14 protein-coding genes are annotated in these 15628 nt (G+C 58.9%); 7 read left to right on the plus strand and 7 right to left on the minus strand.

What is annotated here, in order from left to right; translation table 11 throughout:
- Positions 1 to 15 precede the first annotated feature (15 nt).
- The 6 genes from TX24_RS08725 (at position 16) to codA (ending at position 5017) form a co-directional block, all read left to right on the plus strand.
- Entirely contained in the window at positions 16 to 1095 is a 1080-nt protein-coding gene (locus tag TX24_RS08725) for a patatin-like phospholipase domain-containing protein (RefSeq protein WP_057710162.1), read from the plus strand.
- A gap of 97 nt (positions 1096 to 1192) precedes the next feature.
- Positions 1193 to 1549: a 6-carboxytetrahydropterin synthase QueD gene (gene queD, locus TX24_RS08730; RefSeq protein ID WP_003190259.1), complete on the plus strand. Its 357-nt coding sequence runs from the start codon at positions 1193 to 1195 to the stop codon at positions 1547 to 1549.
- Positions 1550 to 1677: 128 nt separating this feature from the next.
- Complete coding sequence (locus tag TX24_RS08735) at positions 1678 to 2052, plus strand: hypothetical protein (protein WP_003190257.1); 375 nt, start codon at positions 1678 to 1680, stop codon at positions 2050 to 2052.
- Positions 2049 to 2246, plus strand: a complete 198-nt coding sequence (locus tag TX24_RS08740) for a helix-turn-helix transcriptional regulator (protein WP_003190255.1) — start codon at positions 2049 to 2051, stop codon at positions 2244 to 2246. The genes TX24_RS08735 and TX24_RS08740 overlap by 4 nt, the downstream gene beginning before the upstream one ends.
- Before the next feature lie 216 nt (positions 2247 to 2462).
- Complete coding sequence (codB, locus tag TX24_RS08745) at positions 2463 to 3731, plus strand: cytosine permease (protein ID WP_003190253.1); 1269 nt, start codon at positions 2463 to 2465, stop codon at positions 3729 to 3731.
- Between the two features lie 50 nt (positions 3732 to 3781).
- Entirely contained in the window at positions 3782 to 5017 is a 1236-nt protein-coding gene (gene codA / locus TX24_RS08750) for a cytosine deaminase (RefSeq protein WP_057710163.1), read from the plus strand.
- A gap of 9 nt (positions 5018 to 5026) precedes the next feature.
- Here codA and TX24_RS08755 read toward each other — a convergent pair whose 3' ends face one another.
- From TX24_RS08755 to tssI, 4 genes are read right to left on the minus strand one after another with little or no spacing between them, the layout of a single operon-like run.
- Complete coding sequence (locus TX24_RS08755; protein ID WP_057710164.1) at positions 5027 to 7171, minus strand: lipase family protein; 2145 nt, start codon at positions 7169 to 7171, stop codon at positions 5027 to 5029.
- Positions 7172 to 7185: 14 nt separating this feature from the next.
- The gene (locus tag TX24_RS08760) at positions 7186 to 7959 is read right to left on the minus strand and encodes a hypothetical protein (RefSeq protein ID WP_034135259.1); all 774 of its coding nucleotides are present in this window, start codon (positions 7957 to 7959) and stop codon (positions 7186 to 7188) included.
- The gene (locus tag TX24_RS08765) at positions 7952 to 8788 is read right to left on the minus strand and encodes a DUF4123 domain-containing protein (protein WP_057710165.1); all 837 of its coding nucleotides are present in this window, start codon (positions 8786 to 8788) and stop codon (positions 7952 to 7954) included. Before TX24_RS08765 ends, TX24_RS08760 begins: the two co-directional genes overlap by 8 nt.
- Positions 8788 to 10671, minus strand: coding sequence for a type VI secretion system tip protein TssI/VgrG (gene tssI, locus TX24_RS08770; RefSeq protein ID WP_057710166.1), 1884 nt, complete (start codon positions 10669 to 10671; stop codon positions 8788 to 8790). Before tssI ends, TX24_RS08765 begins: the two co-directional genes overlap by 1 nt.
- Positions 10672 to 11843: 1172 nt before the next feature.
- Between tssI and TX24_RS08775 the strand changes: the two genes are divergently transcribed.
- On the plus strand, positions 11844 to 12995 hold the full coding sequence (locus TX24_RS08775; RefSeq protein WP_003190242.1) for an MFS transporter: 1152 nt from the start codon (positions 11844 to 11846) through the stop codon (positions 12993 to 12995).
- A gap of 8 nt (positions 12996 to 13003) precedes the next feature.
- Here the strand turns inward: TX24_RS08775 and TX24_RS08780 are convergent, their stop codons facing one another.
- From TX24_RS08780 to TX24_RS32295, 3 genes are all read right to left on the minus strand, one after another.
- Positions 13004 to 13666: a type III secretion effector protein gene (locus tag TX24_RS08780; protein WP_232964750.1), complete on the minus strand. Its 663-nt coding sequence runs from the start codon at positions 13664 to 13666 to the stop codon at positions 13004 to 13006.
- 427 nt (positions 13667 to 14093) lie between these two features.
- Complete coding sequence (locus tag TX24_RS31805) at positions 14094 to 14261, minus strand: type III secretion effector protein (protein ID WP_120249165.1); 168 nt, start codon at positions 14259 to 14261, stop codon at positions 14094 to 14096.
- Positions 14262 to 14548: 287 nt separating this feature from the next.
- Positions 14549 to 15571 (minus strand): hypothetical protein, encoded by a 1023-nt coding sequence (locus TX24_RS32295; RefSeq protein WP_003190238.1) that lies wholly within the window; start codon positions 15569 to 15571, stop codon positions 14549 to 14551.
- Positions 15572 to 15628 lie beyond the last annotated feature (57 nt).

A 15628-nucleotide genomic window follows, 5' to 3' on the forward strand; every position in this document is an offset into this window, starting at 1 on the left:
TCAACAGAGACCGGTATGACCGCCATCCATATCAAGTTCCCGGCCTTGACCCTCAAGGCCGGCAAACGCGCCTTCACCCGCCTCCGCGAGCAGGGCCTTGCGCCTGCCGACGTGGGCATCCTCCCCGGTGCGGCCGGCGGCCCCAAGGCCCTGGGTATCCAAGGGCTCGACCTGGCGCTGTTCGGTGACTGGTTACGCCGTGCGCCGCGCGAGCGGGCGCTGATCGGCGCGTCCATCGGCTCCTGGCGGTTCGCCAGCGCCTGCCTGCCCGACCCGGTGCAAGGTTTGCTCGACCTGGGCCGCCTGTACAACGAGCAGCGCTTTGCCAAAGGCGTGACCATGGCCCAAGTCAGCCAGAGCTGCCAGCGCATGCTCGACGACCTGCTGGCCGGGCGCGATGCGCGGGTGCTGGACAACCCCGACTATCGGCTGAACATCATGGTGGTCAAGAGCCACGGCTTGCTCGCCGATGACCACCGTGGGCGGCTGGGGCTGGGCCTGTCGTCGGTGATTGCCGATAACCTGCGGGGCCGCGCACGGCTGTCGCGGCATTTCGAGCGGCTGATCATCCACGACCCGCGTCAGGCGCCACCGGTACACCCTCTGAAGGATTTCCCCTCGCGCTTCCTCACCCTGGACGTGGGCAACCTGCGCCAGGCGTTGCTCGCGTCCGGCTCGATCCCCATGGTGATGCAAGGCGTGCGCGACCTGCCCGGGGCCGGAGCCGGCACCTACCGCGACGGCGGCCTGCTGGATTACCACCTCGACCTGCCCTACCACGGCGATGATATCGTGCTGTACCCGCATTTTACCGACCGGGTCATCCCCGGCTGGTTCGACAAGGGCCTGCCCTGGCGACGCAGCAACCAGCAAGGCTTGCAGGATGTGTTACTGCTGGCGCCGTCCAGGGATTACCTGGCCCGCCTGCCCCACGGCAAGCTGCCAGACCGCAGCGACTTCAAGCGCTTTATGGGCGATGACCCTGGCCGCAACAAATATTGGCAAACCGCCATGAGCGAGAGCCAACGGCTGGGGGATGAGTTTTTGGCATTGGCGGATAACGGCAAGCTCGGCGACCGATTGCTAGCCCTTTGACCGCATGGGTGCCTGCGGCCGAGGGGCGGTATGCGCAGAGGTTGATCAAGCTGTTAAACTCGCCGCCTGCCAGACACCTGACCGAGCTGAAAACACTGTGGAAATCTTCAAGGAATTTACATTCGAATCCGCCCATCGCTTGCCCCACGTACCGGAAGGCCACAAATGCGGGCGCCTGCATGGGCATTCGTTCAAGGTGGCCATCCACCTGAGCGGCGACCTGGATCCCCATACCGGCTGGATTCGCGACTTCTCGGAGATCAAAGCGATTTTCAAGCCGCTCTATGAACGCCTCGACCACAACTACCTCAACGACATTCCCGGCCTGGAAAACCCCACCAGCGAAGTACTGGCCAAGTGGATCTGGAATGAACTGAAACCCTTGCTGCCGGAACTCAGTGCGATCCGTATCCACGAGACCTGCACCAGTGGCTGCATCTATCGCGGCGAGTAAGTGATCAAGTATTGAAAAGAACCACCTGCGGGTGGTTTTTTAATGCCTGCCTACCACGATGTAAAGCAAGCTTGACACCTAATTGACCACCACCTAATGTAAAGCACCCTTTACTTATGGAGATGATCATGTCACCCAAACGCTTCCCGATGGAGTTCGCTGTCATTTTGTTGGTGTACGTACTGTGCGTGGTGGTTTCCAGCGTCTACATGTCGTCGATGCCCGACGGCGTCGCCAAAATCGCCCTGGCACTGCTGCCCGTCATCCCGATGATCGCGATGGCGGTGTCGATTATCCGGCGGCTGAACGCCATGGATGAAATGGGCCGCAAGATCCAGCTCGAAGCGCTTGCGGTGGCGTTTGTCTGCACGGCGCTGACCACCTTCAGCTACGGTTTTCTGGAAACGGCTGGCTTCCCGCGGATGTCGGCCTTCATGGTCTGGCCGATCATGGGCGGCGTCTGGTGTGTGGCGACGATCATCGGCTCAAGGCGCTATCAGTGAACAATCAAATGCGTCATCTGCGCTCCGAACTGGGCTGGTCCCAGGCTGACCTTGCAGAGCGCCTGGGTGTGTCGCGCCAGACCGTCAACGCCATCGAGACCGGCCGCTACGACCCGAGCTTGCCCTTGGCGTTCAAGATCGCCAAGGTGTTCGAGCAGCCCATCGAGTCCATCTTTGAAGCACCGATGGACTGATGGGGACGCGTGACTGCAAGGGGTATTGAGACCCACTATGCGCTTCATGCCAACGCTGTTCGACTGAGCCAGTTTGGCTCACCGCTGCACTGCTTTTGCGCTGATTGGGAGGGGGCGGCCTTATAAAGGGCTTGCTCCCGTCAGCGCATACCTGCCCGCATCTACGTTGGCACGCAGGATGCACGCGACCTGGGTCACCACTCAGGGAGCAGCCCCATGACGCAGCAAGACCCCGGCAACGACTACCCTCTCAGCGAAGTCCCCTTGCACGCGCGCAAGGGTCTGGCCTCTACGGCCATGGTGTTGTTGGGGTTCACCTTTTTTACCGCGACCATGTTCGCCGGCGGCAAGCTGGGGGTGGCGTTCAGTTTCATCGACATGCTCGGCGTCGTGGTCCTGGGTAACCTGTTGTTGGGTATCTACGCCGCAGGCTTGGGTTACATCGCGTTCAAGAGCGGCTTGAACTCGGTGTTGATGGGGCGTTTCTGCTTTGGCGAAGTGGGCAGCAAGCTCAGTGACTTGATCCTCGGCTTTACCCAGATCGGCTGGTATGCCTGGGGCACGGCCACGGCGGCCGTGGTATTGGGCAAGTATTTCCAGTTGAGCCCGGGCAGTGTGCTGGGGCTGATGCTGGTGTTTGGCTTATTGTTCTGCGCCACCGCCTACGTGGGGTATCGCGGCTTGGAAATCCTGTCGTACATCGCGGTGCCGGCCATGGGGCTTCTGTTGCTGCTGTCGATGTGGGTCGCCACCGTGAAGGTCGGCGGGCTGGAGGGGCTGCTGGCAGTGGTGCCCAGCGCTGAACTGGACTTGTCCACCGCCATCACGCTGGTGTTCGGGACCTTTGTCAGCGGGGCAACTCAGGCCACCAACTGGACACGGTTTTCGCGCTCGGCCAAGGTTGCGGTGCTGGCTAGCCTGATCGGCTTTTTTGTCGGCAACGGCTTGATGGTGCTGATCGGGGCCTATGGCGCCATCGTCTATCAGCAACCGGATGTGGTGGAAGTCTTGCTGCTGCAAGGTTTCGCCACGGCGGCGATGGCGATGTTGCTGCTCAATATCTGGAGCACCCAGGACAACACCATCTACAACTTCGCCGTCGCCGGTTGCAACCTGCTGCGTACCCAGCGTCGCAAGAGCGTGACCCTGGCCGGCGCGGTGATCGGCACCTTGCTCGCCTTGTTCGGCATGTACGACCTGTTGGTGCCGTACCTGATCCTGCTGGGCACGGTCATCCCACCGATAGGAGGCGTGATCATGGCGGACTTCTTCTATCGCTATCGCGGCCAATATCCGCGCTTGGCGGAAGCTCACTTACCGGCATTCAATTGGCCAGGTCTGATCGCGTATGGGGTGGGCACCGTGGTCGCGTTCAACTCGCCGTGGGTCGCGCCGTTGGTGGGAATTGTTGCCGCATCGCTGACCTATGTGCTGCTCAGCGCCATACTACGCGCCATGACCGCCTGGACATCGGTATCGCCCTGAGGATCTGGCGGCTGTCTGCCTGATTGTTTTTAGCCAAGAGGAACTTGACCATGCACATCATCAATGCCCGCCTGCGCAACCGTGAAGGCCTGCATGATCTGCACCTGGAACACGGCCGGATCGCCAGCATCACTGCGCAAACCGGGGTGCCAACGCTGATGGCCGGCGACTTGGACGCCGCCGGCAACCTGGTGATACCGCCCTTCGTCGAACCCCACATCCATCTTGACGCCACGCTTACCGCTGGCGAGCCGCGCTGGAACATGAGCGGTACGCTGTTTGAAGGCATCGAATGCTGGGGTGAACGCAAGGCCACCATTACCCAGGAAGACACCAAGGCGCGGGCCAAAAAAACCATTCAGGCCCTCGCCGCCCATGGCATCCAGCATGTGCGCACCCATGTCGACGTCACCGACCCAGACCTCACCGCACTCAAGGCCATGCTGGAGGTACGTGAAGAGAGCACCCACCTGATCGACCTGCAAATCGTCGCCTTCCCCCAGGAGGGCATCGAGTCATTCCGCAATGGCCGCGAACTGATGGAAGAAGCCATTCGCCTGGGTGCCGACGTGATCGGTGGCATCCCCCACTTCGAATACACCCGCGACCAAGGCGTGAGTTCGGTGAAGTTCCTCATGGACCTGGCCGAACGCACCGGCTGCCTGGTGGACGTGCACTGTGACGAAACCGACGATCCCCACTCACGCTTTCTCGAAGTCCTCGCAGAAGAAGCCCGCAGCCGCGAAATGGGTGCCCGCGTGACAGCCAGCCACACGACGGCCATGGGCTCCTACGACAACGCTTACTGCGCCAAGCTGTTTCGCCTGCTGGGGCATTCCGGTATCAGCTTTGTCTCGTGCCCCACCGAAAGCATCCACCTGCAAGGCCGCTTCGACAACTTCCCGAAACGCCGCGGCGTCACCCGCGTCAACGAACTGCTTGAGGCCGGCATGAACGTGTGTTTCGGCCAGGACTCCATCGTCGATCCCTGGTACCCGCTGGGTAACGGCAATATCCTGCGAGTGCTGGAGGCCGGCCTGCACATCTGCCATATGCTCGGTTACCGCAATTTGCAAAACGCCCTGGATCTGGTCACCGACAACAGTGCCAAGGCCATGGCCCTGGGCGATCGCTATGGGTTGCAAGCATGTCGCCCGGCCAACCTGCTGATCCTGTCGGCCGACAGCGACTACGAAGTCATACGTAGCCAGGGCCTGCCGTTGTACTCGATCCGCAACGGCAAGGTGCTGATGAAACGGCAACCGGCCCGGGTGGAGTTTATGTAATCGCGTCGGTTAGACGACTGAGTCGATATCCAGCGTTTGCGCCCGTGCCTGTTCATTCTGGGACGGCGGCGGGATGCTGGCAAATTGCGCTGGCTCACGATTCTCGCGGTGGCTGAACCAACGTTTGAGGCTCGATTGCAGATGTGCAGAACGGGCATGGCTGCCGTAGACATCGTGGGCTTGCAGGCGACGCCAGCGCAGGCTTGCCAAGCGCTCGCGGCTGGTGTGCAAACGGTCGATCTCTGCGTTCAAGGCATCGGTGGGTTCATGGCTACGATCATTGGCTGGGCGCCGCTGAGCCAGTTCACGCCGCTTGGCCCGCAGTTGCTCGCGCATGCCTTCGAAGGCCCGGTCGAGCAGCTCGAACTCCCGCTGGGTCACCAGCGGGCCCTCACTCTCCAGGGTTTGTTGCCAGCGGCGCAATGTCGCCCAGGCTGCGGGGACGTAGCTGGTGGTCATGAAGTGCTGGTCGGCTTGGAATAGTTGCCTCAGCAAATTATCGCGACCGGGCATGTCGCCTTGCAGTTGCAATGCGCGGTTGCAACCTGCCTCCTCGATGGATTCACATCCAGGCTTCCATAGCACTGAAGAGTGGCTGCCATCCGGGAGCGTGATCGGCATGAAGTGATATTGCTCACCGTGATGCCGATAGGGGTTGCCGCCCACGCGCACCAGCCCTGCGGCGAACAGCAGGCCACCGGGTGCGGGGTTGCTGAATAGCGTGATGGCCCCGGGAATCCAGAGCTTGGCGGTGGTGTTCATCCAGGGCGCCGGGACACTGGGGACGGGGTCGTTGTGGTTGACGATGCGGTGGTGGACCAGGGTTGAGGCACCGGCGGTGAATTCGGCGTCGGCGGCGCGTGGGGCGCCGTAGGTGTAGAGGAGTGGGTCGTAATCTCGATCTGGTGTGCGGCGTAGGGCCTCTGCCAATAAGAGTGCTATAGCCCCCCCAAGACTATGGCCACAAATGATAATTCGTTGACTGCTGTGATATCGAAAAAGGTAACCCGATACAAAATTATGTATGGCCTGAAATGCCTGATAAAAACCTTGATGGGCTTTTCCAACGCCCTCGATGAATGGGACTTGATGGGCGTTTGCATCGCGTAGAACATCGGCACCACTAGCGGTGCCGCGTACAGCAATAAGCACCACTTCATCGTGATGACAAATGAATGCTTGAGTATCTGTTCCAAACTCTACATCGTTAAAAAAGTGTATCCGCTCCGGATGCTCGAGATCATGCGCATTGGCATTCTGCCCGTACAGCTCTGGATCAAAAGGCAAAACCTCGAAACGACGGGAATAAGCTACGTCTTCATACAATGGATAAAATCGTTGCACTTGCTCTGAGTCAAACCTCCACGCCTCCCGATGACATGACAAGCGTTCGGAAAACAAATTTCCGATACTTGGATGCCAAGGAAAACTGACTTTATCCTTAGGTTCTGCTGAAGGGTCTTGGCCAAACTCGCAATAGCTTAATGTTGCCATTAACGCCAGTTGGTACAGGTTCAATGCGCAAAATTGATCCTGTGTAGAAAGGATTGGCCGTAATGCTCTTAGAGGTCGCACCTGCAACATCGTGAATTTTTTCGGAAAGAGCACCAACCCCTTGAAGGAAGACTCGGGAGGTCCAAAACCAAGGTCTGCCATCATCTTGAGTGCATGCCGCATTGGACGGTGAGCCTGTGACGACAGGGGCGGCAAGTGAGCGCTATGTCGAACCAGGTCACTCACTTCAACCTGATAAAAATGATCTGCATTTGGGCGTGCGGGATTTTTTTCGACAATCTGATCGTGGTTATCAAGAAACTGGGTTTGCTCGGCACGCACTTGCAACTCAGTGATAGGCAATGCATAGAATGAACGTGTCATGAGCGAGTGATAGAGCGTTTCCCGACCTGAATAGCGCTCCTCCATCATCAGAATTACGGGACCACAGAAAAAGCCCTCCACTCGGGCAAACCCCTCCCCGTTCAACCGACCGTTGTATTGCTGACCAGCAACGTCACGCAGGGTGTAAGGCAGTCCCCCATAACTTTTTCCATTTCCCGTTTCATCGACTAAGCAGAAGGTCAACCAATCCCCACTCAATGAGCAAGCAGGCATCCTGTCGTTGAAAAACTGTTGCTTCCATGCAGCTTGTTCCATGAGGTTTCTCCTGATTAATCACAGGTCGGATAAATATTGCATAAACGCCCATCTGGCATTTTGAACGCCTTGAAGTCAGAGACATTACCGCGACAAAACGCAAATATGTCTTCCTGGCTTTCTCCCCTGCAACGCTTCCAGCCACCGACAACCTTTACCCAGTTGTCTCGCACTGCTGGTTGTTCTTCTTCCGTTAACGCCAGCACCATTCTCAGCGTCTTCCCACGCAATCCAGCACGGGACACATAACCGCCAGCACGAGCTTTCGTAAGCTGTCCGCTGGTGTTCAGCGAATTGCATTTAAGCCCCTTAATAAGGGCATGCTGGGGGCCAACAGTACGAAACAACCATTGACATTGCCCAGGAAGCTCTTGGACATAACTTTCTGACATCAAAGACATTCCGTCCTCCCAACTATCTCGGATATAAACAGCGGCGTAATCTCGTCCGACATCCGACCAACGCCCCCCCCACTTTGCGTTAATCGCAAACACAAGTTTACGTAACATCAGCGAGCAGCCTTCCACCCGCTCTGTCATTGGCACCTCGAAACTCACTCTATTTGCTACGGGTTTGCTGGCAGCCTTGAATATTTTGAGATCCGCTCGCTTGCCATGTCTTCGAGGCAACTTGCACGTTTCGCCCGCCGCGGGGGTGTAGGAAGCATCGCCCACAAGGCCGAATTGCGCCGGCAAATCCACCTCCAACGTAAAACGCTCCACCGCCCTCCCCGTACATCCCGAAAGCACCCCAGCCACCAGCAGCACCAATCCCATCCATTTACTCACCGCTCCCTACCTCCCTGTGCCACTGCGCCACCACTCGTTCAAAATGCTCCCCAGGCGCCTCGCCTGCCCTCGGTTGCCAATGAGTAACACTGCTACCAGTCGCCTCGGCCAACCGGCGAACCACCAAAAATTCGAGCTGCGCAGGCTCCCGCCACCGCCAGGTGCGCGCTTGTTCCAGTACCTGGGCCAGCCAAATCCTGGGGTTTTGGAATTCGACCAATGCCGCCAGGTCTTCGCTGTGCTCCGCCAGCAGGTAGCGCAGGATATTGGCGTGCAGGATGGCTTCGGCCTGGGGGTTGGGTGTGTCGAGCCACGGCGGGGGCTCAGGCGCCGGGTAGTCGCCCGGTGCAGGGTTTTTGTGGTGGTGCCAATCATCTTCATGCCAATAGCACACGCTGATCAGAGGCCCGAGGTAGAAAGGCCAATGTTCCTTGCCCAGATGGGCCAAGGCACGGGCCAGGGTGCGGTTGTCGTGCAAGCGATAAAGCGCCTGCTGGCCTACTGGCCCGACCAGCAGTCTCTCGCGCCAATGGCGCGCGATACCCGCCAGGTCGCTGGCCGGCAGGCTGGCGAGCCAACCCCAGTTCGACTCGGGGTGTAGCAGCAGGTCGGTCAGGGCGGGGTCACTCATTCGCTCGATCAACACGATGACCGGGCCTGAACTCGCCAACTGCGCCACAGCGGTCTCGCTGTAAAGGTTGCAATAGTGCGAGGGCGCGCGACCGGCGAGCAGAGGTTGGCGAGCCTCGTGGTTGCCATCAAGCACAAGGCATAGTTGATGCCCGCTCTGCTGCTGTTGGGCCATCCAACGATAGGGCAAGCTGTTCATCAAGCCGCCCTCCCCGCGATATCGCACAGGCCTTCACGGGAGCATTCACACAGAGGGCAAAAGTCCGCGCCCAGTTGCTTGGCCAAGTCCATGATGACGCCTTGCCCTGCTGAGATTTGCACACCGGCGTTCATCGAGCGGTATGCAGACGGCGAACCGCCCAGGGTGATGGGCTGGCTGCTTGAGATGCTGCCAGCCTGCATCACCAAATGTTCCCCGCCAGCCTTCAAACTCAGTTGCGCACCGGCCTCAATAACAAGGCTGGCACCGGCCTTGAGGTGAACCTGCTGCCCGGCTTCGATCACCAGGCTTTGGCCAACGCGAGTCAGGCTATCGCCCTCTACCTCCAGGCGACTGTCATGCCCCACCCGTTGCTCCAAGTCACGCTGGGCGCGCAGGTAAATGAGCTCTTCGCCGCGTCGGTCTTCAAGGTACAGCTCATTGGCGCCCCCGCCGCCCGGCGAACTGCGGCTGCGCAGAACGCTGCGTGTCTTGTGCTGCGGCAAAGGGTACGCCGGCAGATGCGATGCATTGGGCAGGCAACCGGTGACAAGGGGTTGGTCCGGGTCTCCCTCCAGAAAGCTCACCAACACTTCCATGCCCACCCGTGGAATGACCATGGCGCCAAACCCATCACCCGCCCAACCGGACGCCACACGCAGCCAGCAACTGCTGGTCTCGTCGCCCTTTTCCGCGCGATCCCAGTGAAAGCGCACCTTCACACGACCATAAGCATCGCAGTGCACATCCTCGCCGGCAGGCCCGGTTACCGTCGCGGTCTGACTGCCACTGATCGTTGGCTTAGGGTGCTTGAGGGCCGGTCGATGCACTGCGCGCCAGGGGGTTGCGGTGAACCGGTTGCGATAGCCTTGGAACCCATTGGCATCAACGACCGACTCCTCCAACACCTGCGGCTGGTAACCCTCATGACGCACCGAAGTCAGCAGCCATAAGTCGTTGCAGGCTGGGTCCGGGTGATCACACAGCTCAAGAAAGTGACCACTGCACAACGCCGGTTGATCGCTCTTGCCCAGTACCCGATGGCGATCACGCTGGTGGCGCTCCAGGCCGCGCCGTACCAGCTGCACACCGCGTGCATGGCCCGTAAAGCCGGCAGGGTAGCCATAGTCTTCCAAAGGATCGACCGGCCCGGCACCGGCTTGGTCATGCAGGCGAAACGAAGGGTGCTCAAAGTCATAGTCACGGCGTACGGTGCGCCGGCTGCGCGTTACCATGCGCCGGTCGAAACGTTGGACAACCGGGGGGCCAAGCGATGGATCAGCCGAGGGAGAATAACGCTGCACCGGCAACCGTCGAAATACTGTCTGGTCATCACCGAACACCAGCAGATGATTCTCCGCGCTGTGGCGAAAGTGGTAGTGAATACCCTCCTCCTCACACAGCCGCTGGATGAAATGCAGGTCGGACTCCCTGTACTGCACGCAAAATGCGCGCGGTGGATACACCACCGGCCCCAACTCAAACGCGTAGGCGTCGGCAAAGATACCGTGGTGTTCGAGGACCGCGGCAATCATCTGCGGTACGCTGCGCTGCTGAAAAACCCGCTGGTCGCAACGATGGGCAAGGGATGCCAGGCGTGGGGCCAGCGTCAGGTGATAAAGGGTGAGCCGCGTACCGGGATCATCCCGACCGATGGCGTAGATTTGCCCATGTAAGCCCTGGTCTGCTTCGCCGAAAGCCAGATAAACGGGTTGATGAAGCAACGCCTCCAGGTCAAGGGAAGGATCTTCGCTGACTAACTGCATGTGTATAAAGTAAGGCTGATCGAGGGCTTCGCTGCCTTTGAACGCCACTACCTGAAGTTCTGTATTTATGCTTGAAAGAACTAACTTGAAACGCGACAAAACAACCCCGTTAACCATCCTTTGTTACCCGCCATCAACTTTCTCTTGAACGACTCTCTCTCGCCCCAACACCCATTTGGATTGCGAAAAAAAGCACCTGAACACGCTCAAGCTTAGCGATCCCAGGCACTTTTCGGTCCTTTTTGAATAAAACAGAAGTTTCGTACAGCGAAGATGGAAGTGTCTTTTACAGAATATATACAGCCAAAAAAATCTTCTAACGGCATGAAGAAAATTCTGACTACAGTTTGTCTCTGCATAGCTAAATTTTAAGGAAACGGCTGACACTTATTTAATACGACAGTCGTTTCCGCTTTTTAGTCGCCCTGTCCAGCTACAAGTGTTGGCTCCTGACCATGGGTAACCACGATGCGAAGCGAGTCGCTCTTGATCTGCTTTTGATCTTAGGCGCCCCGTCAAACCACGCTGGCCGGAATTCGACAGGGATTTGGGGGGTAAACCGGCAGGGATGCCGGTTTAGCCGCCCCGCGCCATGGATGGCGCGTGGCGGCGGCCCCCCAAATCACTGGCGGATTACGGGCACACCGAGCCTAGGCGAGGTGCCGAGTGGTGGGGCAAGAGCGCTTTGCTTACTTTCGCGCTTTTCGAAAGTGAGCCGCCGTCAGGGCGGAACCCTAGGTGGCCGTTACCGCAGCAATGGATATGTACACAATCCAACTGTGTTGACTGTCAGGCCGCCTTCGCGAGCAAGCCCGCTCCCACAGTTTGATTGTGGGGTGTCAGGTAGATATGCATCGGCTGGCAGGCCGCCATCGCAGGCAAGCCAGCTCCCACATTTGAATCGCGGGGCGTCAGGCCTCCCTTACAGCAATACCCCCCTCTTAGCGCCCAGCATGGCAATTGCCCACTGATATTGCCTAGCGTCTCTACCTAGCGAGACTGCGGCATATTACAGAACGCCAAGTCTGTGGAAAGTGATCTGGAAGGTGGTAATCCGCCGCAAGAAACCTGGGGTTCAGCCACTCCCGCAGGGATTACACACCTTCCAGCCCACCTCCTACAGGCTCGATCATTTCTACGTGGTCACCGGTGGTCAAAGCGTTCCGTGTTTGTAAAAAAATTGCCTCGCACCCCGTAACACCAAGGGAACCCGGCTCGCTCGAGAGGGCCTGATGTGCAAGGATGTCGCGCCGGACATCGTTCGTTGAACGCCAAACCAAGGATTTTTCATGACTGCCATTCCCACCCCTGCCCCCGTGGTTCCCGGGCGACTGGAACAGATGTCGACCCGCATCGCTTTTTTTATCGCAGGTTTTGGTATCGCGGCCTGGGCGCCGTTGGTGCCGTTTGCCAAGGCGCGCGCGAATCTGAACGAAGGCACGCTTGGCCTGCTGCTGTTATGCCTGGGGATGGGGTCGATCATCGCGATGCCGGTTGCGGGCGTACTGGCCTCGCGTTATGGCTGTCGACGCGTGCTGACCGCAGGGACACTGATGATCTGCCTGGCCCTGCCGATGCTGGCCACCGTCAGTTCGATCCCGTTGTTGATCGCAGGTTTATTCCTGTTTGGCGCGGGCCTGGGCACCGTGGACTCCACCGTCAATCTGCAAGCGGTGATCGTTGAGCGCGCCAGCGGCAAAACCATGATGTCGGGTTTCCATGGTCTGTTCAGCCTGGGGGGCATTGTGGGCGCAGCGGGGGTTGCCGGCTTGCTGGGGCTGGGCCTGTCGCCACTGCAGGCCACTTTGCTGGTGGTTGTTATCATGGTTGTGGCGCTGTTGAAGGCCGCACCCCACCTGTTGCCTTATGGCAGCGAGAGCTCGGGCCCGGCGTTTGCGGTGCCCCATGGCGTAGTGTTTTTTATCGGTTGTCTGTGTTTCATCGTGTTCCTGGCTGAAGGTGCCGTTCTGGATTGGAGCGCGGTGTTCCTGAGTGCTGAGCGCGGTCTGGATGAGGCTTACGCCGGCCTGGGCTACGCGGCATTTGCCTTGACCATGACCGCTGGACGCCTGACCGGTGATGCCATTGTCCGACGCCTGGGCGCCACGCGAGTGATCGTGATCGGTGGCACGCTGGCCTGTGGTGGGTTGCTTCTGGCGACGCTATTGCCGGCCTGGGAAACTGCGTTGCTCGGGTATGCCTTGGTGGGCGCCGGTTGTTCGAACATCGTGCCGGTGCTGTACACCGCTGTGGGTAAACAAACAGTCATGCCGGAACATATTGCGGTGCCGGCCATCACCACATTGGGTTATGCCGGCATTCTCGCCGGCCCCGCCATGATCGGTTTCATCGCCCATGGCAGCAGCTTGAATATCGCCTTCGTCTTGGTCGCAGTGTTGCTGGCGGCAGTGGCCATCAGTGGCAAGATCCTCAGGGTGTAAACCAGACTTCAGCGCGTTTTACGGGCATCATCCTGCTCCCGCCAGCGTTCGAGGTTTTTGTTGCTGAGCCAGCCTTCCTTGTGAGGCGGGCCAAACAGTCGTGCGCCGCTGGCACGCTCCAATGACGGCAGCAAACCCGGACGCTCGATAATGTTCTTCGCCGTGTAGACACAGAGTTCGCTGTACTTGGACTTGGGCATGCCCGTAGACGTATCCACCACAGGCTCGCCCTGCTGATCAACCTCATACGGGTCTTGCATAACCACCCGAAGCTTGGCTATTTCAAGGTACTGATACGGTTCAAACAGGTAGGTTCGATCCATGGCCTTGTCTCTCAGGTTCGGAAACTCGCTTTGCAGCGCCTCCACCACCTGGGCATTGCCTTGGGCATGAAATGGATCCTGGCTGAACACGTTGGCAGAGCTGTTGCCCTGCAAAGCCTGGGCTGCCGCACTGAGGCTGTCACGCGTGATATCGCCGTCACGGCTGAAGATCGCGTCGCTTAACCGCGGGCGCTTGAGAATTTCCCTGACGACCTGGATCGCGCTGTCCAACGCCTCGCTTTCACCCAAAGGGTGAGCGGCGATCCGCTGCAAGGACAGCCAGGTCAAGCGGCCATCATTTAAGAACGAGTGCAGCAGGCCGAAAGACTTTTCCAAAGCTTTAGCCAACTGGTTGTCCGTTGAGTTTTCACCCGGCAGGGTACCGCTGGACCGTTGCGTCACAGGGTTCTGCAAATCTCTATAACGCAGAGCGGACAAGGTCGCGCGCAACAGAAAGGGCTTGTGCGGGCCTCCAGCCGGAGGCGTAGAAGAGGTTTCATGCCAGGTTTCAGGGGGGGCGGCCGGGGCCGGTGATGGCGTGGTTGATTGTACGGCCGGCAGGTCGGGGGGGAGCGGTCGTCCGGAAGGTACTACACCCTCGATTGTCATGGGTTTTCTCCAACTCTTTTCAGATGTATATCCGCAGGGTGATCTGTGCCGCGATGGGCAAAATCAACGAATAGACTCCACTCAGGCAGGCACCTCATGTGTGGTTGGATGGACTCGACAGTTCCGCGTGAACGACTAATACCAATGACAGCATGTAAAACCGTGATCAATCCAGCTTTAGCCTACGCCACCAGCCTGCCAGGCTGTTGATCAAGCCGGTGTCCTTCAATGAATCGCCGTCGCCCCCCGCCCCTTGCCAGTCCGCCAGCAGGCCCCGGGAAAAATCATCCGAAACGGGTGCCTGGAATTTGCGCTCGCCGGCATAAGCCTTCATGCGCCTCGCCTCGGCCTCATATTCGGTCGACGCAAAGGGAAGGTTTAGTGAGGGTGCGCGCTCCTCACACATCTGCAGTTTCGCTGACTGGGTAGCGTGCAAAAGCTCGAGAGGGCCGGTTTTTGGGGAATTAAACGAGGTTGAAGTCATATGTTTCCCTCATTTGGAAACTGAAAAACGGCGTGCCAAATCACAACCGCATACCACCTATGTGGCAATCGGGCGTCATTCGTTCCTTGAAACATATAGGGCTGGCGCCGCCTTCGAGAGGCGGCGCCGAAGAACGATCAGCGGGACAACAAGTACAGTCCTGTACGGCTGATTTTTCCGTCGTCATCTTTACTGGCGCGATTATCCATCCGCTCAAGCGCATCACTGCGCTTGAGTATTTCCTGGGACAGCTGAATCAAATGGTCCTTGGCCGCGTCGCCGGTAAGCGGCTGGCGGGCCAACTTCTTCAGGTCACGGATTTTCAGGCTTGGCCCCCCGCTCCCGTTCTTCAACTCGTCGAAATGCTCAAGCAGCTCGCCGGCCAGTTCCTTGTCGGTCTTGTATTTGAAGTAGTTTTCTCCTTTGATCACCGCGTTCAGGCTGTGCCGGTCGATAAGGCCATCCAGAGCGCCCGTGGAACCGTGCCGGTCCAACGCGGCCATCAGCTCCGGACGCCGTAGCAGCTCATTGGCCAGGCGAATGTTCTCGTTCATGACGGGGTTAGGCGAGTACCCTCTTTTCGCCATCGCAAGAATGCTGTCAACACTGATGGAACGAGGGTTCTTCCGGTCTCTGAAGGCGTTGAAGCTGTCACGCAGTTGCTGCGCCAGCTCTTCACTACTCCTCAGGGAGTACTGTGGATCAGGCCTGCCGGGCGCGGGTGGATACGGTCGACCGGCCGTCGGGTCGGGTCGTGGCGGTGGATTGCTCTCAATGGGATTGGGCCTGGGTGGCGGGTTGCTGCAACCTGGGTTCGGCCGTGGCGGCGGATGCCCACAACCAGGATGCATGGGTGGCCGATGCCCAGAGAACCAGTGGCTGATCCAGTGCTTGAGTTGGCTCAGGAAGTTCTGCATGGCCGGCGGGTTGTGGTGATGCCCAAGCACATCTGCCGCGGTGGTTGGCGACTGGTGATGACTGAATACAGGCCCGGCCTTGCTGTCCCCGGTTTGAAAATTCACATGGGCAGCCTGCTGACCATTGAAGGAAGGCGTAGCAGGCGCCTGGCGGGTATTTTTGATCTCGGCCTTGGCATTGGCCGGTGAGAGGTCAGGCGTTGATGACGCAGAGACGGGTGCATCCGACATCGATACCGACATACGTTTCTCCATGACAGTGGGCGATTTTCAGCTTGTCGCTCCAACGCAATGTCGAAG

Origin of the sequence: Pseudomonas lactis (assembly GCF_001439845.1) — a bacterium.
Lineage (GTDB): Bacteria > Pseudomonadota > Gammaproteobacteria > Pseudomonadales > Pseudomonadaceae > Aquipseudomonas > Aquipseudomonas lactis.

What these genes read in the sequence shown, in the direction of transcription:
- TX24_RS31805 (WP_120249165.1), bottom strand. Translation starts at nt 14,261, where the DNA reads ATGAAGGCTTATGCCGGCGAGCGCAAATTCCAGGCACCCGTTTCGGAT.
- TX24_RS32295 (WP_003190238.1), bottom strand. Translation starts at nt 15,571, where the DNA reads ATGTCGGTATCGATGTCGGATGCACCCGTCTCTGCGTCATCAACGCCT.
- tssI (WP_057710166.1), bottom strand. Translation starts at nt 10,671, where the DNA reads ATGGTTAACGGGGTTGTTTTGTCGCGTTTCAAGTTAGTTCTTTCAAGC.
- codB (WP_003190253.1), top strand. Translation starts at nt 2,463, where the DNA reads ATGACGCAGCAAGACCCCGGCAACGACTACCCTCTCAGCGAAGTCCCC.
- TX24_RS08725 (WP_057710162.1), top strand. Translation starts at nt 16, where the DNA reads ATGACCGCCATCCATATCAAGTTCCCGGCCTTGACCCTCAAGGCCGGC.
- TX24_RS08735 (WP_003190257.1), top strand. Translation starts at nt 1,678, where the DNA reads ATGTCACCCAAACGCTTCCCGATGGAGTTCGCTGTCATTTTGTTGGTG.
- TX24_RS08775 (WP_003190242.1), top strand. Translation starts at nt 11,844, where the DNA reads ATGACTGCCATTCCCACCCCTGCCCCCGTGGTTCCCGGGCGACTGGAA.
- TX24_RS08755 (WP_057710164.1), bottom strand. Translation starts at nt 7,171, where the DNA reads ATGGAACAAGCTGCATGGAAGCAACAGTTTTTCAACGACAGGATGCCT.
- TX24_RS08765 (WP_057710165.1), bottom strand. Translation starts at nt 8,788, where the DNA reads ATGAACAGCTTGCCCTATCGTTGGATGGCCCAACAGCAGCAGAGCGGG.
- codA (WP_057710163.1), top strand. Translation starts at nt 3,782, where the DNA reads ATGCACATCATCAATGCCCGCCTGCGCAACCGTGAAGGCCTGCATGAT.